This is a genomic window from Stenotrophomonas sp. Steno-Z1 (assembly GCF_056393175.1).
This window is the reverse complement of sequence record NZ_JBWJPB010000004.1, coordinates 44,983-62,433: the sequence shown is the minus strand read 5'-3', so window position 1 is coordinate 62,433 and position 17,451 is coordinate 44,983. Positions and strand designations below refer to the sequence as shown.

Genomic DNA, 17,451 nt, shown 5'->3' with positions numbered 1-17,451 from the left:
CTTGATAATGAATGGCTCATCGCCCCAAGCGAAGGAGAAGGGCAGAGAACGCGATGCCATCGCCTTATGCTGGGAGGAGTGCGAGCGAAAGTCTCTAGACCCTGGTACGCAGAGGTTCGTTGCCAGTGCGTGCGAGCTGATGGAAAAGGACTTCCGCACGAAACACGGCGTCGAGCCGTAATCGCTGGTTCGCCTGAGTGTCCCGTCGTGGTTACTTTCGGGCTTTTCTTTTCGGTCTTGCCCTCATTAGTTTTGCGCCTAACGGGCGGCGGCAGTGGGTGCGTCAGGCCGCAGTGCCTTGAGCGGCCCTGAGGTCAACGAGCCTCAAGAATTGCCAGAACAACATAGGGCCTCCACTCTGACTCCAAATGGCTCAGGATTCGCTTGCCGCCATCCTCAGCATCTCCAGACGATCCTCTTATGATGATGTTGGCAATGATCTCGGCGAGCAGGTCGTCCCGCTTCTCTTGGCACGACGCTTCCGCTGCCTGGATTACCGCAGCGGTCTCTTCCGCCTTCTTGGCGTATCGAACGGCGGAACTCCGAACGCACTCATAGTAGGGTCGTGCGATTGAGTTCTTGACCGGTTCAGAGGTTTCGGCTGCGCCGGCCGCGAGCAGCAGAATTACAAAGTATGCGATACGCACGTCATCCTCGCCAAAATTGGTTTCGGGATACTCCAGAAATAGTACAGGACGATTCCAGGCGCAACCATCTCACCCTGAGGGGCCTAATGACACGTGCCGCAGAACCTGCCTGTATGACAGGCTGGGCCACTCGGCATGACGGTGCCTGCGGCGCGACAGCTGACGGGATCTAGGTAAGCTAAGCGCCCTCGCATGGCGCAGGTCCCGCGTGTTACCAATGTTACCGGCTGTAACCACTGTGTCGGCCAGTCAGATAAGCCTGAAAACCGTTGGTAACACTAGAGTTTGAACCCGGCGTTACCAGTGTTACCAATGTTACCAGCGGAAATAGCTAGCCCCGTTAAATCAACGGGTTCAGGGGCTGCTACTCAGCCGTTAGCTCGCGAGCCCCGTTGATGGCAGTCATTAGTGCTGATTCAGCTTCGGGGTAGTCTGGAGCGGATGGTGTTACCGAAACGGCGATACCTAATTGCAATTCATAGTCTTTCTAAAACACTCCAAGTACTGGGGCTTTACCTGTCGGACACTGCTGGAAGGTGCCATCCCAGTCTCTCGGTGAGTCATCTCTGTCCTAGGCAAGTCTTGTCGGCTACCGAGTCCCTCAGCAGCCCTTCGGGCGCAGGGATCCGCAGGCGAATTGACGACCATTCATGGCTGGTGTCATCGTTGGTGCGTCTGCTTATTGCCCCAATGCAGTGGGTGCGGAAAAAGCGCCCCATTAAGCGCGCAGGCGTGGAGGGGGACAAGTGCGCGCCAGAGATCCCGCTGGCGCCCGTTCTACCATTGGCCGTTCCACGAGGCCTAGGTTCACGAGGTGGGGCCGGACGGGCACCATTGCAGGGGTGGGGGCGTTGAGTGAAACTGGCGGTTACATTTCCAATAGGGGGAAGAAATGCAAACTGTGTCAGCCTATCTGCTAGAGAGAAAGGGACTTGGTACGCAGATGCGTGCGGAACGAATCCGTTCCGTACACGAAAGCATGACCGGTTGGCTTACGTCGAAAGGTGTGCTGGACGCGGCGGAGCGATCTGGGTCATTCGCGTCTGAAACTCCCGGTGGCGGTGGTACGTTCACCCGCGAGACCGTAGAGGTCGACGATCAGTACGCTGAAGAGCTAATTCTGAGGGAGAGGGCGAACGAAGCGCAGGAGTTCGTTACCCGTGTATGTATTGGTGCCACCGATGAGCGCGTTGTGGTGTTTGCTTCGGTGTCAGCATCCAACCTTGGAACAAAGATCGCGCCAAGATCGACCAGCGCTCGCTGCCCTGCCGTTCTTCGCGAAATGATTCGACTGCATAGGGACTGGGAGATTGACGGCGCTCAGATCCCGTCGGGGAGGCCGCGCGCATTTACAGGCCCGGAGGGTGGGGCGGAGGTTTGCAAGATCATCCTCTCCGGCCAGCGAAAATTCCCACTAATCCTTGTATCCGAAGATGATGACGAATTTGTGTGGGATGGGCTAGATAAGAAGCTGGCGTCTGACTTGGTTGGACTTGGTTATGTGTCATCCGTTGACTCCGATGCAGCTTGGGAGATATCAAATCGCCTAGGCAGGAGGGCTGCTTGCTTCGATGGCGCAGTGCGTATCTATTGGCCGAACATTGGCACCTCACTCGATCAGTTGGTGAGCACGGTGTGGACTTCAGAAAGGATGCTTGACGCACCCGCCAACACGAACGCGGAGGATCGCTTTCGCGAACAGTTACGGCAACGTGTTATGGCCGCATCCGCCCTGTCGATCACAGAGCCTGCAGAGATTGGGTCTGTTTTCAGGGCGCAAACGCGGAAGAAGCTGGCAGAGCTGCAGGGTAATGCAAGCATGATCGACGGCGTATACGAGATTGCCAATAGCCTTGCAGACGACCTCGACAAGGCAAACCGCAGAATAACCGACCTAGAGACCGAGTTGTCTGTTGAGAAAACTAGGGCAGAGAACGCGGAGGTTCAGCTGGGATATGCGCGCAAAACCACCACAGAAAATGATGCGAATCCGGCTGATTCGGAAGAGCACGCGGTTGACGATGAAGACGGTAGGCAAGGCGATATCCAGGCTGGGCAAGCCATTTTCTACAAGAAAGTGAGTTCTACCCCGAACTTCGACATCATGCGCCGCCGAGGCGATTGCGGACACAATAGCTGGGAAAGCGCGCATGCCGCAGACAAGGCGTGGAAAGGGGTGGAGAGGCTTGAACTTCGCAAGGATTGGAGGTCGTTTCTACACTGTAGTCGCTGCAAGGGAGGCGGCGTCTGGAAGGTTACTTTCTGATCGCCTGTGGCTGGATAGTCTCCGCTTCCCTGCGGTGAATATTTCGACTGTCCCCCTCTCCATGAGGGGGTAATGGCCAGTCAGATCGGCTACCTACTATAGAAGGAATGGTCCATTCGTAAGGCTCGCCGTCTCCTAAGAAATGGAAAGACAGTACTCCCCAGACGCACGTGATCATCAGCGCAGGGGTGTCGTCACACTCCTGAGCTCACACAAGGTTGGAGTTGATTAGCTTGCCGTGAGACGTCAGTCGGTCGCGGACGAGTCTGCCTGGCGTCACTGCTCAGCAATGATCTAACCGCGACATTTTGGCGGTAACTTTGGCGGTAACGTTCATTGTCAAATTCGCATGTATCCTTGTATTTCAATTGGAGGCGATGATGATGTGATTGATGGTGGGCCACCAAAAAAAACAGGCACTCAGGCGACGGCCCGGGTGCCTTTTTTATACGCTTGAGAAAATGGTTGGAAAAATTCAGCGCTTGCGCGATGGTTTCACGGCTGGCAGATCGTTGTCGTAGCGCCCGGTGGTGACCCAGTGAGGATTTAACTGGGGAAACGCCGAAGGACAAAGAGAGCGACGTTCCTGCGGAGGATAGGAAACACTCCCTGCCAACGCTTGGTCTGCAGCCCAAGAACCTCAAACGCTAAAACGTTTCAGCTGGCCGAAGCAGACTGAAGACAGTTCGGTAAGCGTTGCAATCGCTGATGTCGCGGCACTTCGTAGGTGATCAACGTGCATGGTCGGCGAGTGTCGCCTTGCCCCCAGCCTGACTAGCCGGAAAAGTACCCGGAGCGCTCGATCAGCTCATCCACGGCCTCCCTGTCGTCATACCGAAGCTCGAGGAGGTCGGCGACCGCCTTGGCCTTGTCCGGGTGCGCGTCGTAGTAGGCACGGGCGATGCGGTACCCCACGTAATACCCCAGGTCACTGACCCCGAAGCGATTCGCGCTGCTGTTATACAGCCAGTCGCGGTAATCGTTGCCGCGGCGGTCGGCCTGGAACTGCGCCTTGAGTGCATCCTCATGCGCCGGCCCGTACACGTACAGCGGCAGGTCGGGCTTCTTCCCGGTGACCAGCTCCGCCACCAGCTCCGCCGCGCCTTCGCGCAACGCATATTGGGCCAGGGTGTCGCCGGCCTCCACCTGCTGGGTATGGATGTACTCGTGGATGTTGTTCTGGCGGTTGTTGTGGAACGGTTGCGAGGCGTAGAACGTGCGCAGGCGGGTCTGCAGGGGTTCGGGCAGCTCCGACACGTCGACACTGTCATCGCCCAGGGCAAGCTCGGCGCCGATCAGCACCTTGTCGTCCAGGGTGGTGCCGCCGGTGCGCAGCACGCCGATCGCGTAGGTGATGCTGGCCGGACGCAGCGCCGGGTACAGGCGCTTGAGTTTGGCCAGGTCGGCATCGAGGGCGGTGGTGGCGGCCAACGCGCGGCCGGTCAGCGGGCGTATCGAGGCCCAGTAGCGCGGCCAGGCATCGATGGCCGCCACGTACTGCTCGCCGCTGTAGTGGCGCGCCTGCATCAGCGCATGCAGCCCCGGCGTGCCCTTGTCGATGTAGAGGGTCTTGATGAGCTGCTGCCTGCGCGCAGGATCGGCCTCGCCGCGGACCGCGTCGTAGGCGATCCAGAAGTTGTCGATGTCGCGGGTATGGACCTGTTGCGCCACGGGGTGACCCGCGTTGGCCAGGCTCAACGGCAACGTACCAGCGATGAGCAACACCAGGAGCAGCCGTTTCCATGCCTTCATGTCGTTCGCCTTGCGGTGGGTATCCCCCGTTGGATGCAGCAAACACGCGAAAGGTTTAAGCCGGCGCATCCGCCGCAGGGGGCTTCTGCTCCCGCCACAGCAACAGCGCATCCAGTGCCGGGCAGAGCGCCTGCCCCCATGCGGTGAGGCGGTACTCCACCCTGGGTGGCACCTGCGGGTAGACGGTTCGTTCGACGATGCCATCGGCTTCCAGTGCACGCAGCTGCTGGGCGAGCATCTTCTGCGAGATGGCCGGGATGAGCCGCTCAAGGTCGGAGTAGCGCTGGATCTTTCCGTCGAACAGGTGGAACAGGATCAGCAGCTTCCAGCGGCCGTCCAGCACGTCCAGGGCGGCGGCCACGTCCGATGCGGCGGTGTCTGGTGTGTATGCCTTTCTCATGGCGACGGTTACTTACCTTTTCGTGCGTTCTTGTGGGCGGCCCGGGCCGCGTCGAGAATATCGCCAGACCCCTGCGGAGCACGTGTGATGACGCTCGATCTGCCTTTGCCGCTTTCGCGCTACTTTGCGCTCAGTAATGGTGGACCCGGCGTTCGCATCGAGGATTGCTTTGCTGTCGACGCCACGGTCCACGACGAGCGCCAGGACCATCGGGGCGTGGCGGCGATTGCCGCGTGGATGGCGCACGCACGCGCGCGCTATCAGCATCGTACCGAACCGCTGCACTGGGAGCGCCGCGACGGCCAGGATGTGGTGACCTCACGGGTGAGTGGCACCTTCCCGGGCAGCCCGGTGGTGCTGACCCACCGGTTCGTCGTGGCCGACGCGCGCATCAGCGGGCTGAAGATCGGTTGACGCACGCACGCATCGATAGCAGGCGTCGGCAATGTCGCGTAGGCGCGGTAACCCAGGCGCACGTGCGCCACGCCGAGGGTGACGAAACCGGGCAGGGTGGATAGACTCCGCCGCTGCCGTCGTACCTCAAGGAAGATCCGCGTGAAGTGTCTGTTCGGTTTCGCCCTGGCTGCCGCCCTCCTGTCCTGCGCGCCCGCACTGCACGCGGCTACGGCCGACGAGGTCGAAGATGCCACCTTCCCGGTGCTGAGTCCGGTGGTGAATGCGCTGATCAATGCCGATGACGCGCAGGATCTGGTCAAGCGCGCCGATGCCATGGAAGACAGCAACGAGCTGCAGGCCCTTGCGCTGTACCTGGCCGCCAGCCGCGAGGACCGCGCGCAACTGCGGGCGCCGTACCAGGTGGCCGCATTGCTGGCTCGGCGTGGCACCGATGAAATGCTGGCGCTGCGCTACCTGCGCGAAGCCGATGAGCGCGGTCTGTGGTTTGGTCCGATGCTGGCCGAGGATGCCGATTTCGCCGATCTTCGCCAGACCCCGGCCTTCCAGAGCGTGCTGGCCAATGCCCAGCGGCGCTACCGCGAGGTGGCGGCCGGCAGGGTGGGGGCGATCTCGGTACTTCCCCCCTCGCCGGGGGTGGTGGCCGCCGGTGCCTGCCCGCCGGTAGTGGTCTGGCTGCACGGCTATGGCATCAATGGCCACCTGGATGAAAGCGATCAACCGCTCGCCGATGCCGGCGCGGTGCTGCTGGGCATCAACGGCACTGAAATGATCGATACGTTCGACAGCTTCCGCTGGATCGGCCCGGGCTTCGACGGCACCCATCGGGCGGTGCAGGACGGACTCGACGCGCTGGCCGCACGGCAATGCATCGACCGCAAGCGGATCTACCTGATGGGGTTCTCGCAGGGGTCCCAGCATGCCGGTGCGTTGCTGGCCCAGCATCCGCAGGACTACGCCGGGGCACTGCTGGTGTCGCCCGGTGGCAGCCAGGCCACGCCGACGGAGAGCAAGGCGCGCGGCAAGCGCGTGGTGGTAGTCAATGGTCGCGAGGAAGGGCCGCGCAACCTGCGGATGAGTGAGGACTTCCGCAGGTTGTTTGGCGAGGGCAACCAAGTGCGCTCGCGGACCCATGACGGCGGCCACACCTACCCCGAGGACTGGCAGGTGTCGTTCCCGCAGGCGCTGCGCTGGCTGATGGGCGGCGACGGCTGAGCCGGGCCGCGCCGGCTCAGGTCGGTGCAAAACCCCGCGTGGTCTTCTTCTCGTTCTTCTCCGCCTTCTTTTCCTTGGCGGTCTTGGCGGGTTTCTTCTTCTGCTCTTTCTTGCTGTCCATGCCCTTGGCCATTGCGGTGTCTCCGTGGTGATTGCGCGCAGCATGGCACATCCGCAGCCGCCCGGCGGCCTGTCGTCGCACGCCGCCCCTGCGCCGCTGGAAGGGCGCGCCGCCGCCTGGGAAACCACACCGCATGCCGGCGGTCGGCGTGGCACGGGCCGACCTTCACCCGAACGTCTCACCTGAACACGGACGCTTCATGGCGCCGTTGGCCCGCGGGCAGCGCGGCACGTCACGACATCGCCCTGGGCGGGCGCCACCTTGCAGGGAGTAGACATGGGCTGGATGGATCGGATCAAGGCATCACTGGGATCGCGCAAGGACGTTCCCCCGCAGCGGCTTGACCCGGCGGAGGTCCTGTACTCGATGCCGACCATCGCAGGCGATGCGCTGCAGTTCCGTGCACCCGATCCGGCCACGGCCGATGGGGCGCCGCAGTTCCACGAGGACGAGTGGTGCCAGCTGGAATTCTGGCCCGCCGCGGCCCTGCCGCAACTGCAGCGCGCGCTGACCGAGTACAAGGCGTTCGAGTTGGCGCATCGCCTGCCCAATGGTTGGTCGGCGCTGCATGTGCGGCACCTGGACCGACCCGTGCTGGTCCAGGCGCCCGGTGCGGTGCAGCGGCTGGCCGACCAGTTCGCGACGCTGGCGATCGCCGCGCCGATCCTCACCACCTCCGCGCAGGCGCTGGGGCAGGTGGTGGGCGGCTTCGCGATCCAGCCGTCCTCGGACGTGCTGCTGCACGGACTCGCCGACGCAGGCGGGGTGCGCGCGCTGGGAGCCACGCTGGACGGCGACGACATGCAGCTCTCGGCGGTGTTCGCCACCTTGCACGCGGCGTTCGGGCTGGTATTGGTCGACTGGCGGCAGCAGTTCGTGCTGACGGCGGTGGAGGCCAACGGCGACTTCAGCGTGTGGCAGGCCTGACCGCCGCTAGCGCAGGGCGGGCTTGTGCGGCATGGAGTCGGCGACGATGAGGTCCGGTGGCGTCGGCGAGGCCACTGGCAACGCGTCTTCGCGCGGCGGGATCAGGCCGCGTTGCAGGCGCATGGCGAAGTCGGAGAAGCGTGCGCCGGAGATCGCCTGGCGGTTGCCGCAGTGGGCGCAGGTGAGCACGGCCGAGCCGTGCGCCACGTTGACCAGGCCCGGCGCGCTGGCGGCATTGAGCAGGGTGTGGCAGAGCAGGCATTCGGCGCGCACGAAGCGCAGCCTGCGCAGTACGTGCGGGTCTTGCTTGTCGGCATCGCCGGCGACTTCCAGCAGGTAGAACAGTCCCGTGTTCGGCATTGCATGGCTCCCTGGCTACTGCACGCCGAGCGTAGTCCTGCGTGCGATCAAGGGGCGGTGAATTAATGCGCTGGCGGCGTGAGGAGCGCGCGCCGTGACGATCAGGCGGTGTCTTCGCCCGGGGAGCCGGCCCGGCACGCATCCACCAGCAGGGTGGCCGCGTCGGCCGTCATGGGCCGGGCGAGAAGGTAGCCTTGCGCCTCGTCGCAACCCCACAGGCGCAGCAGCGACAGTTCGGCGTCGGACTCCACGCCCTCGGCCACCGTGCGGTAGCCCAGTTGCCGGGCCAGTTTGATGATGGCCTCCACCTTCAGTCGCGAGGTGCGCGAGCGCGCCAGCCCGGTCACCAGGCTGCGGTCGATCTTGATCAGGGAGATCGGCACTTCGCTCAGGTAGCCGAAGTTGCTGTAGCCGCTGCCGAAATCATCGATGGCGATGCGGATCCCGGCGGTGGCCATCGCGCGCAGTTGCGGCACCGCGCCGGGGTGGCCCTGCAACCATTCGCCCTCGGTGATTTCCACCTCCAGCAGCGACGCAGGCAGGCCATGCGCCTGCAGCCGGGTGGACAGCATCTCCCACAGGCCGGGATCATCGAAGTCGCGCGGCGACAGGTTCAGCGACAGGCCAAAACCGGGGAGCGCGTGCTGCCATAGCGCCAGCTGGGCCAGCGCGTGATCGACCACCCAGCGGCTCAACGCCGGCATCAATGCGGTGCGCTCCAGCACCGGGATGAACTCGCCGGGGCTGACCGGCCCGAGCATGGGATGGACCCAGCGCAGCAGCGCTTCGGCGGCCACCGGCATCCCATCGTGCAGGCTGAAACGCGGTTGGTAGACCAGGCTGAACTGGTGTTGGGCCAGGCCGCGCGCGGCATCGGAGGCGAGACGGTAGCGCCGGCGCAGGCGCGCGTCGCGCTCGTCGGAGTACCAGCACAGGCATGCATCGGTCTGCACGGCATGCTGCATGGCGACCAGGCATTTGCGGATGAGGTCGTTGGTGTCGGCCGCGACCGCCTTGAAGTGGCAGGCACCGGCATGGAACTGCGGCAACATCGGCACGCTGCCGGCCATCAGCGGTCGCCGCATGCGTTCGCGCAATCGATCCAGCAGCGCCTCCACCTGCGTGCGGTCCTGGTCGACCAGGAAGAACGCGAACCGGCTGACGCCAACGTGGTAGACCTGCGCCTGGTCCTGCAGCACGCTCTGCACGCGCAGCGAGGATTGCCGGAGCAGGGCCTCCACCGGTTTCATGCCCAGGGCCTGGCCGGCGTCGTTGGCGCTGTGGGCATCCAGGACGTCCAGCAGCACCGCAGTGAAGTGCCCGTCGCCGGCACGCCGCGCCAGCAGGTCGAGGTCCGCCTGGAACTGCTGGCGGTTGGGCAGGCCGGTGACCTGCTCGCGCCGGCCCATGGACATCTTCAGTTCCATCTGCGCCATCACCACGCGGGCAAGCGTCTGCAGCTGTTGCACTTCCAGCGGCGACAGCACGCGCGGCGCGCGTCCCATCACGCACAGGGTGCCCAGGGCCAGCCCGGACCTGGTGAGCAGGGGAGCGCCGGCATAGAAGCGCACCTGTTCGGGGCCGACCACCAGCGGATTCTGTGCGAAGCGCGGGTCCTCGCGCAGGTCGGCCACCTGCATCACCTGCGCCGAGCCGATGGCCCACGAGCAGATCGAGGCGTGCCGATCGGTGCCCTCCACGGCGAGGCCGACGCGCGAGATGAAGCGCTGGCTGTCGGCGTCGACGATCGAAATCAGCGCGATGGGCACGTCGAAGGTGAACGCAGCAAGCTCGGTAATCGGATCCAGCGCGCGCCCCAACGCCGGGTCCATCACGTTCAATGCGTCGATCAATGCAACCCGGTCACTATCGCTGCTGCTGTCCCACATGCGCCTTGCCTGCCACCGTTCCTTTCAGGCTACTCTCCCGCGCGGCCTGCGCAATGCCCGTGAAGGTGTGCGCGTGCGGCGAGGATGAAGCATTCACGAGGCGTGGCCGGACGGCCGTTGGTCGCGCAGACAGCGCGCCGCGTCAGCCGCGCATCGCGCGTGCCAGGACCTCGAACACGCGCCTGTCCTGGGCCTGCGCTGCATTGAAACGGAGAAAGCCCGCGGCAGCGAGCGAAGGGCTGAATGCGTTGCCCGGCGCCAGCACGATGCCCTCGGCCAGGCAGCGGCGCGCGATGTTGGCCGCGTCCACCCCATCGGGCAGTTGGCACCACAGCAGCATTCCCGCCTGCGGCACCACCCACGGCCGGATACCGAGCGGCGCCAGTCGTGCCAACGTGGTGTCGCGCGCGCTCGCCAGCCGGGTGCGCACCGCTTCGACGTGCCGCCGGTAGCCGCTGGCGGTCAGCGCGGTGAGCAGGATGTCCGCCGCCAGGCGTCCGCCGCCGAAGCTGGTGGCGATCTTCAGGTCGGCCAGCCCTTCGATCCAGTCGCCACGGGCAACGATGAAGCCACAGCGCACCGACGCGGACAGGGTCTTGGAAAAACTGCCCACCTGGATCACCCGCGACAGGCCGTCGAACGCGGCCAGGCGTGGCGCCGGGGCGTGCTCGAAATCGGCGAACAGGTCATCCTCGATGATCACCAGGTCCGAGCTGTCCGCGGCGCTCAGCAGGCGGTGCGCGGTGACCGGCGAGAGCGTGGCGCCGGTCGGGTTGTGGATGCCCGAGTTGGTGATGTACACCCGCGGCGAGTGGGCCTGCAGCGCGGCGCTGAAGGCCTCCACGTCGGGGCCGGTGGGCGTGTACGGAATGCCCACCACGTTGACCCGGTGCGCCTTGAGCAACGCCAGGAAGTTGAAATAACACGGATCATCCACCAGGACCGTATCGCCGGGCGACAACAGGAAGCGGCAGATCAGATCGACCGCATGCGATCCCGATTCGGTGAGCATGATCTGTTCCGGTGCCGCATCGATGGCGTACCCGGCCAGGCGCCGGGCGAGCAGCTGGCGCAGCGCAGGCAGGCCGAGCGGGGTTGCGTAGTCGGCCAGTGCGGCGGCATCGGCACGCGCGGCGCTGCGCAGGCCACGGCGGATGCCCTCGACGTACATCCAGTCCTCGGGCAGCCAGCCGCAGCCCGGCTTGAGCATGCCTGGCTCATGCTCCAGGGATTGCCGTGCCAGCCAGAGAGGATCGACCTGCCGGTCGCGCGGCGGATCCATGCCCGCCAGTGCCAGCGGTGCGACCGGACCACTCACGTGGAAGCCGGCACCCGGGCGCGGGCTGATGAGCCCCTCGGCGGTGAGGCGTGCATAGGCTTCGACAACCGTGGACACCGACACCTGCAGGGTCGCTGCCTGGGCGCGCACCGACGGCAGGCGCGTGCCTGGCACATAGCTGCGCGCGGTGATGCGCGCGCGTACCGCCTCCATGACCGTCTCGATGCGGGTGATGCGCTGGGGCAGTGGCATGGGGCGATCCGTGTTGCACAGGAGGGCATAACAGTTCGGCGGAAGTGTACTGGATTGTGTATGGGTGCCCTGCTGTCGTGCGTGGTCCACTGGCGGTTCATTCAAGGAACGCAGGCATGCACGACCGGACACAAGGCTGGATCAACGGATTCATTGGCGTGCTGATCTTCGCCGGCTCACTGCCGGCCACGCGCGTGGCGGTCGCCGACCTCGACCCCACGTTCCTGACCGCGGCGCGCGCGAGTATCGCCGCGTTGCTGGGCGCGGCCATGCTGGTGGGCTTGCGTCAGCGGCCGCCCTCGCGGTCCAGCCTGGCCTCGTTGCTGGTGGTGGCAGTGGGGGTGGTGGTGGGATTCCCGCTGCTGACCGCGCTGGCGCTGCAGCACGTGTCCTCGGCACACTCGATCGTGTTTCTCGGCTTGCTGCCGCTGAGTACGGCAGTGTTCGGCGTGCTGCGCGGTGGCGAGCGCCTGCGTCCGGCGTTCTGGGTGTTCTCGCTGCTGGGCAGCGCGGCGGTGGCCGGCTATGCACTGCTCGGCGCAGGCCGGGGCTCGCTGCAGGGCGATCTGCTGATGGTCGCCGCCGTGCTGGTCTGCGGGTTGGGCTACGCCGAAGGCGCGCGACTCACGCGGACGTTGGGAGGATGGCAGGTGATCAGCTGGGCATTGCTGCTGTCGTTGCCCTTGATGGTGCCGCTGCTGTGGTTGCGCTGGCCGCTTGACGTGGCACACGTGGGCACCCAGGCGTGGCTGGGGCTGGGCTATGTGTCGGTGTTCAGCATGCTGATCGGTTTCATGTTCTGGTATCGCGGGTTGGCACAGGGGGGGATCGCGGCGGTCGGCCAACTGCAGTTGCTGCAGCCCTTCTTCGGGCTGGTGCTGGCCGCCGTGCTGCTGCACGAGCGGGTGAGCATGGGCATGCTGGGGGTGACCCTGTGTGCGGTGGCGTGCGTGGCTGGCGCCAGGCATTTCGCGCGCTGAGCCGGCCCGCTCAGATCCCGTGCCCACCCACCGGCACGGTTTCGAACCGTTCGCCGAAACCAGTGATATGCGGCCGGGCCTTGGCGATCGCGGCCTGCACCGCCGGCAATGCCAGCGAGCCGCGGTGCGCCTCCTGGCTGTCCCAGACTTCGGTGATCCAGAGTGCGTCGGCGTGGGTGGGGTCGGTGGCCACCACGTAACTGCGGCAACCGGGCATGTCGCGCGTACCGTCCAGCAGGATCGCGAGCACGCTGTCGCGCTGGCCCGGGGCGATCAACATCTTTCCGATCAAACCGTACATGCAGGTACCTGTGGTGGGAGCCGTGAGCCGGCATCGTGCGCGTGCGGCGCCGATACGGTCAACCGGCGCGTTGAGCCAGGCCGGGGGCTGCGTTATCCTGCGCGCCGCCGCCGCCCGCCCTGCTGGATTGTGATGACCCCGCCCTGATATCGCGTTGATCACGCACCCGTGCCACTGCCGGGTCCAGGGAGTGTCGTGTCTTCATCACACAGCGCGCCGTGCGCATCGCCGGCGCGCGGAGTCTGCCCATGTCTGTTTCCTATCCGCTGCGCCAGCAATGGCTCGGCAATATCCGCGGTGACCTGCTGTCCGGCACGGTCGTCGCGCTGGCCCTGATTCCCGAAGCGATCGCTTTTTCGATCATCGCCGGGGTGGACCCCAAGGTGGGGCTGTACGCCTCGTTCTGCATCGCGGTGGTGACCGCGATCGCCGGCGGCCGCCCGGGCATGATCTCGGCCGCGACCGGGGCGATGGCGCTGGTCATGGTCGACCTGGTCAAGGACCACGGCCTGCAGTACCTGCTGGCCGCCACGATCCTGGCCGGCCTGCTGCAGGTACTCGCCGGCGTCCTGAAGCTGGGCGTGCTGATGCGCTTCGTGTCGCGCTCGGTCATCACCGGCTTCGTCAACGCGCTGGCGATCCTGATCTTCCTGGCGCAGATGCCCGAGTTGATCGGCCGGTCCTGGCAGGTGTGGGCGGTGTGCGCGGCGGGGCTGGCGATCATCTACCTGCTGCCGCGGCTGACCCGCGCGGTGCCTTCGCCGCTGGTGGCGATCGTGGTGCTCACCGCGCTGTCGATCGGCCTGCACTGGGACGTGCGCACGGTGGGCGACATGGGCGCGCTGCCGGACAGCTTGCCGGTGTTCCTGTTCCCGGACGTGCCGCTCACCTGGGACACCCTGCGCCTGCTGCTGCCGGTGTCGGCGACGTTGGCGGTGGTGGGCCTGCTGGAGTCGATGATGACCGCGCAGATCGTCGAGGACATGACCGACACCCCCAGCCAGCGCAACCGCGAGTGCGCCGGCCAGGGCCTGGCCAACATCACCGCCGGGCTGTTCGGCGGCATGGGCGGCTGCGCGATGATCGGCCAGTCGGTGATCAACGTGTCCTCCGGCGGGCGCGGGCGGCTGTCCTGCCTGGTGGCCGGGGTGCTGCTGCTGTTGCTGGTGGTCTATGGCGCCGAGTGGGTGCGGCAGATCCCGATGGCGGCGTTGGTGGCGGTGATGGTGATGGTCAGCATCGGCACCTTCCACTGGCGCTCGTTCCAGGAGCTGCGCCAGCACCCGAAGAGCTCTTCGATGGTGATGATCGCCACCGTGGTGGTCACCGTGGCCACGCATGACCTGGCCAAGGGGGTGCTGACCGGGGTCTTGCTGTCGGCGCTGTTCTTCGCGCGCAAGGTCGGGCGGATGCTGCAGGTCGACGATGTCATCGAGGCGGACGGTACCCGCGTTTACACCGTCAGCGGCCAGGTGTTCTTCGCCTCGGCCGGCCAGTTCGCGGCCAGCGTCGACCTGCAGCAGGTGCCGGCGCGGGTGGTGGTGGACCTGGCCCAGGCGCATTTCTGGGACCTCAGCGCGGTGGCGGCGCTGGAACGGGTGCTGGACAAACTGCGCGCGCACGGTGGGCAGGTGGAGGTACGCGGGCTCAACGCGGCCAGCCGCACCCTGGTCGACCGCGTGGGGCGGAAGCCGGCGGATCCGGCCCCGGCACCCGGGCAACACTGAACAGGGTCAGGAAACGGGACTCAACATCGGCGCCGTGGCGCCGTTATCCAGCTCAATGCCCCGACGTGCGTGTCGGGGCGGTGCTGGGACGGCCATCGGCCGTGCCGGCAGGCGCGCTCGCCGCGCCGTGTCGAAGTGTTGCCGTTTTCCTGCCGGGTCGGGCGTGAGTCGCACCGCGCCGATCCGGACCGCAATGGACTGCGTGAAGCCGTAGTGGCGCTTGATGGCGTCCGCTGAACCGTACTCCTTCCCGGAACCGTCCCCATGTCCGCGTCCCGCACCGCCGCCTCCCCGCGCCCCGGCAGCATCGCCAACCGGCTGATGCTCGGTACCGCGCTCATTGCCATGCTCTGCTTTGGCGTCACCGCCGCCATCAGCTACCGCGAAGCCAGCCAGGCCCTGATAGGTGCCTCGCGGCAGACCATGCAGAGTGAAGCGGATGCCGAATCGCGCCGGGTCGGCGCCGAGCTGGCCACCGCCTTCGCCACCAGCAAGGCGCTCGCCGACAGCCTGGTGGTGCAGCATGCCGCCGGCACGTTGAACCGTGCCGTCGCCGCGCAGGTGGTGGAGCAGCAGCTGCGCTCGCACCCGGAGTGGGTGGGCTTTGGCACGTTGTGGGAACCGCAGGCATTCGATGGCAAGGACAGCGAGTTCGTCGATGCACCGGCGCACGATGCGACCGGCCGCTTCATGAGCTACTGGTCCTGGCAGGACGGCGGCCCCGCGCAGGATCCGCTCAAGGGCTACGACACCCCGGGCGATGGTGACTGGTACCTGCGCCCGCGTGCGCTCAAGCGCCAGACCGTGGCCGAGCCGTACCGCTACGAGATCGCCGGCAAGCCGGTGCTGATGACCACCCTGTCCACGCCGGTGCTGGACAAGGGCGAGTTCCTTGGCGCGGTGACCGTGGACTTCGGCCTGGCGGCGCTGCAGGACCGCCTGGCCGCCCTGCGCCCGATGGGCGAGGGCCGCGTCGAACTGATCTCGCCGGGTGGCATCGTGCTGGCCGCCGCCGATGCCAAGGAAATCGGCAAGCGCCGCGACGATGCGACCACGCGCCAGATCCTGGCCGCGGTGGGGGCGGACAAGCGGTTCGAGGATTTCCAGGTGGATGAGGCCGGCAACGTGAAGGCCTACGTGCCGCTGCGCATCGGTGGCAGCCAGGAGCGCTTCGCGCTGGGCGTGGTGGTGCCGTATGCGCTGATCACCGCGCAGGCACGCGCGCTGCTGTGGATCATCCTGGCCGTCGGCCTGGGCGCGGCGCTGGTGCTCAGTGCCAGTGTGTACGTGCTGCTGCGCCGCCAGGCGATCCGCCCGCTGGCCGATGCGGTACGCCTGTCGGTGGACGTGGCCGAAGGCCGCCTGGATACCGCGCTGCCGCCGCCGCGCAATGACGAAGTGGGGCGCCTGCTTGAATCGATGCAGCGCATGCGCAGCCAGCTCACCTCGGTGATGGCGGCGCAGGGCGAGATGGCCAAGCGGCACGAGGCCGGCGAGCTGAGCTACCGGATGGATGCGCAGGCCTTCCCCGGCGAGTACGGGCGCATGGTCGGCGACACCAACCAGCTGGTCGGCGCCAACATTGCCGTGACCCGCCGCCTGGTCGAGGTGATGCAGCGCTACGCGGTCGGCGACCTGTCCCAGGACATGGACCGCCTGCCGGGCGAGCAGGCCGGCTTCACCGAGGCGATGGACACCACCAAGGCCAACCTGCGTGCGATCAACACGCAGATCCGCGACCTGGCCGGTGCCGCCGCGCTGGGCGACTTCACCCTGCGCGGCGACGTGGTGCGTTTCGACCACGACTTCCGCGGCATGGTGGAAAACCTCAACACCATGATGCAGGTCAGTGACGACAACCTGCAGCAGATCTCCGCGCTGCTGCGCGCGATCGCCGCCGGCGACCTCACCGCGCGCATGCAGGGTGAATTCCACGGCGTGTTCGCGCGGATGCGCGACGATGCCGATACCACCGTGACCCAGCTGACCGACATCGTCGGCCGCATCCAGCAGGCCACCGCCAGCATCAACCTGGCCGCCGGCGAAATCGCCTCGGGCAACAGCGACCTGTCGCGCCGCACCGAACAGCAGGCCGCCAGCCTGGAAGAAACCGCCGCCTCGATGGAGGAACTCACCTCCACCGTGCGCCAGAACGCCGACCACGCCGTGCAGGCCAACGCGCTGGCCGCCAACGCGGCTGACGTCGCCTCGCGCGGCGGTGACGTGGTGGGCCGGGTGGTGACCACCATGGCCGGCATCGAAGCTTCCTCCAAGCGCATCGCCGAAATCATCTCGGTGATCGACGGCATCGCGTTCCAGACCAACATCCTGGCCCTGAACGCCGCCGTGGAAGCGGCGCGTGCCGGCGAGCAGGGCCGCGGTTTTGCCGTGGTGGCCTCCGAAGTGCGTGCGCTGGCCCAGCGTTCGGCCGGTGCCGCCAAGGAGATCAAGACCCTGATCGACGACTCGGTCGGCCAGGTCACCGAAGGCTCGGCGCTGGTGCAGACCGCCGGCCGCACCATGGAGGACATCGTCAGCGGCGTGCGCCGGGTGAACGACATCATGGCCGAGATCTCGGCGGCGTCGAAGGAACAGTCGGCGGGCATCGAGCAGGTCAACCAGACCATCACCCAGATGGACGAGACCACCCAGCAGAACGCCGCGCTGGTCGAAGAGGCCACGGCCGCCGCGCGCGCGATGGAAGAGCAGGCGCAGCACCTGGGCACTGCGGTGGCGATTTTCCGCACCGAGACCGGTACCGCGTTCGCCGCCGCGCCCGCCGCGCGTGCGCCGGCAAGGCGGGCCAGCGCCGCGCCGCAGGCTGCCGCACGCGAGCCGGCCCTGGCCAGCGAGGACTGGCAGACGTTCTGATCCTGTTGCGCGCCCGTTCCTGCGGCGCGCGCCGCGGCCGCGCGCGGCGG

Annotated in this window: 14 protein-coding genes; 7 read left to right on the top strand and 7 right to left on the bottom strand. The window is 66.2% G+C overall.

Features of this window, described 5'->3' with window-relative positions:
• Window positions 1-314 precede the first annotated feature (314 nt).
• Window positions 315-647: a hypothetical protein gene (locus AC06FD_RS12720; RefSeq protein WP_478077998.1), complete on the bottom strand. Its 333-nt coding sequence runs from the start codon at window positions 645-647 to the stop codon at window positions 315-317.
• A gap of 979 nt (window positions 648-1,626) precedes the next feature.
• Here AC06FD_RS12720 and AC06FD_RS12715 point away from each other — a divergent pair.
• The gene (locus AC06FD_RS12715; RefSeq protein WP_478077997.1) at window positions 1,627-2,913 is read left to right on the top strand and encodes a hypothetical protein; all 1,287 of its coding nucleotides are present in this window, start codon (window positions 1,627-1,629) and stop codon (window positions 2,911-2,913) included.
• Between the two features lie 774 nt (window positions 2,914-3,687).
• Here the strand turns inward: AC06FD_RS12715 and AC06FD_RS12710 are convergent.
• Together AC06FD_RS12710 and AC06FD_RS12705 are read right to left on the bottom strand one after the other, a co-directional pair.
• Window positions 3,688-4,665, bottom strand: coding sequence for a DUF2268 domain-containing putative Zn-dependent protease (locus AC06FD_RS12710; protein ID WP_478077996.1), 978 nt, complete (start codon window positions 4,663-4,665; stop codon window positions 3,688-3,690).
• A 55-nt stretch (window positions 4,666-4,720) separates the two neighbouring features.
• On the bottom strand, window positions 4,721-5,065 hold the full coding sequence (locus tag AC06FD_RS12705; protein WP_478077995.1) for a winged helix-turn-helix transcriptional regulator: 345 nt from the start codon (window positions 5,063-5,065) through the stop codon (window positions 4,721-4,723).
• 87 nt (window positions 5,066-5,152) lie between these two features.
• On the opposite strand from AC06FD_RS12705, the gene AC06FD_RS12700 reads away from it, so the two are divergent.
• From AC06FD_RS12700 to AC06FD_RS12690, 3 genes are all read left to right on the top strand, one after another.
• Window positions 5,153-5,479 (top strand): nuclear transport factor 2 family protein, encoded by a 327-nt coding sequence (locus AC06FD_RS12700; RefSeq protein WP_478077994.1) that lies wholly within the window; start codon window positions 5,153-5,155, stop codon window positions 5,477-5,479.
• 141 nt (window positions 5,480-5,620) lie between these two features.
• Complete coding sequence (locus tag AC06FD_RS12695; protein ID WP_259209761.1) at window positions 5,621-6,694, top strand: alpha/beta hydrolase; 1,074 nt, start codon at window positions 5,621-5,623, stop codon at window positions 6,692-6,694.
• Window positions 6,695-7,091: 397 nt separating this feature from the next.
• Window positions 7,092-7,742, top strand: a complete 651-nt coding sequence (locus AC06FD_RS12690) for a hypothetical protein (protein WP_478077993.1) — start codon at window positions 7,092-7,094, stop codon at window positions 7,740-7,742.
• 6 nt (window positions 7,743-7,748) lie between these two features.
• On the opposite strand, the gene AC06FD_RS12685 is transcribed toward AC06FD_RS12690, so the two are convergent.
• The 3 genes from AC06FD_RS12685 to AC06FD_RS12675 all read right to left on the bottom strand — a co-directional run bounded on the left by AC06FD_RS12685 (window position 7,749) and on the right by AC06FD_RS12675 (window position 11,516).
• Window positions 7,749-8,102 carry a hypothetical protein gene (locus AC06FD_RS12685; RefSeq protein WP_478077992.1) on the bottom strand — a complete coding sequence of 118 codons (354 nt, stop codon included), beginning with the start codon at window positions 8,100-8,102 and terminating at the stop codon, window positions 7,749-7,751.
• 101 nt (window positions 8,103-8,203) lie between these two features.
• Window positions 8,204-9,991, bottom strand: a complete 1,788-nt coding sequence (locus AC06FD_RS12680; RefSeq protein ID WP_478077991.1) for a putative bifunctional diguanylate cyclase/phosphodiesterase — start codon at window positions 9,989-9,991, stop codon at window positions 8,204-8,206.
• A gap of 142 nt (window positions 9,992-10,133) precedes the next feature.
• Window positions 10,134-11,516 (bottom strand): aminotransferase-like domain-containing protein, encoded by a 1,383-nt coding sequence (locus AC06FD_RS12675; RefSeq protein ID WP_478078130.1) that lies wholly within the window; start codon window positions 11,514-11,516, stop codon window positions 10,134-10,136.
• Between the two features lie 122 nt (window positions 11,517-11,638).
• On the opposite strand from AC06FD_RS12675, the gene AC06FD_RS12670 reads away from it, so the two are divergent.
• Window positions 11,639-12,502, top strand: a complete 864-nt coding sequence (locus AC06FD_RS12670; protein ID WP_478077990.1) for a DMT family transporter — start codon at window positions 11,639-11,641, stop codon at window positions 12,500-12,502.
• Between the two features lie 10 nt (window positions 12,503-12,512).
• Here the strand turns inward: AC06FD_RS12670 and AC06FD_RS12665 are convergent, their stop codons facing one another.
• Window positions 12,513-12,803, bottom strand: a complete 291-nt coding sequence (locus AC06FD_RS12665; RefSeq protein WP_259209750.1) for a putative quinol monooxygenase — start codon at window positions 12,801-12,803, stop codon at window positions 12,513-12,515.
• 248 nt (window positions 12,804-13,051) lie between these two features.
• On the opposite strand from AC06FD_RS12665, the gene AC06FD_RS12660 reads away from it, so the two are divergent.
• Together AC06FD_RS12660 and AC06FD_RS12655 are read left to right on the top strand one after the other, a co-directional pair.
• A complete protein-coding gene (locus AC06FD_RS12660) occupies window positions 13,052-14,530 on the top strand; it encodes a SulP family inorganic anion transporter (protein ID WP_478077989.1) in 1,479 nt (492 codons plus the stop codon).
• Between the two features lie 264 nt (window positions 14,531-14,794).
• Window positions 14,795-17,401 carry a methyl-accepting chemotaxis protein gene (locus tag AC06FD_RS12655; protein WP_478077988.1) on the top strand — a complete coding sequence of 869 codons (2,607 nt, stop codon included), beginning with the start codon at window positions 14,795-14,797 and terminating at the stop codon, window positions 17,399-17,401.
• The last annotated feature ends 50 nt before the right edge of the window (window positions 17,402-17,451 follow it).

What these genes read in the sequence shown, in the direction of transcription:
- AC06FD_RS12715 (WP_478077997.1), top strand. Translation starts at nt 1,627, where the DNA reads ATGACCGGTTGGCTTACGTCGAAAGGTGTGCTGGACGCGGCGGAGCGA.
- AC06FD_RS12710 (WP_478077996.1), bottom strand. Translation starts at nt 4,665, where the DNA reads ATGAAGGCATGGAAACGGCTGCTCCTGGTGTTGCTCATCGCTGGTACG.
- AC06FD_RS12705 (WP_478077995.1), bottom strand. Translation starts at nt 5,065, where the DNA reads ATGAGAAAGGCATACACACCAGACACCGCCGCATCGGACGTGGCCGCC.
- AC06FD_RS12700 (WP_478077994.1), top strand. Translation starts at nt 5,153, where the DNA reads ATGACGCTCGATCTGCCTTTGCCGCTTTCGCGCTACTTTGCGCTCAGT.
- AC06FD_RS12690 (WP_478077993.1), top strand. Translation starts at nt 7,092, where the DNA reads ATGGGCTGGATGGATCGGATCAAGGCATCACTGGGATCGCGCAAGGAC.
- AC06FD_RS12685 (WP_478077992.1), bottom strand. Translation starts at nt 8,102, where the DNA reads ATGCCGAACACGGGACTGTTCTACCTGCTGGAAGTCGCCGGCGATGCC.
- AC06FD_RS12680 (WP_478077991.1), bottom strand. Translation starts at nt 9,991, where the DNA reads ATGTGGGACAGCAGCAGCGATAGTGACCGGGTTGCATTGATCGACGCA.
- AC06FD_RS12670 (WP_478077990.1), top strand. Translation starts at nt 11,639, where the DNA reads ATGCACGACCGGACACAAGGCTGGATCAACGGATTCATTGGCGTGCTG.
- AC06FD_RS12665 (WP_259209750.1), bottom strand. Translation starts at nt 12,803, where the DNA reads ATGTACGGTTTGATCGGAAAGATGTTGATCGCCCCGGGCCAGCGCGAC.
- AC06FD_RS12660 (WP_478077989.1), top strand. Translation starts at nt 13,052, where the DNA reads ATGTCTGTTTCCTATCCGCTGCGCCAGCAATGGCTCGGCAATATCCGC.
- AC06FD_RS12655 (WP_478077988.1), top strand. Translation starts at nt 14,795, where the DNA reads ATGTCCGCGTCCCGCACCGCCGCCTCCCCGCGCCCCGGCAGCATCGCC.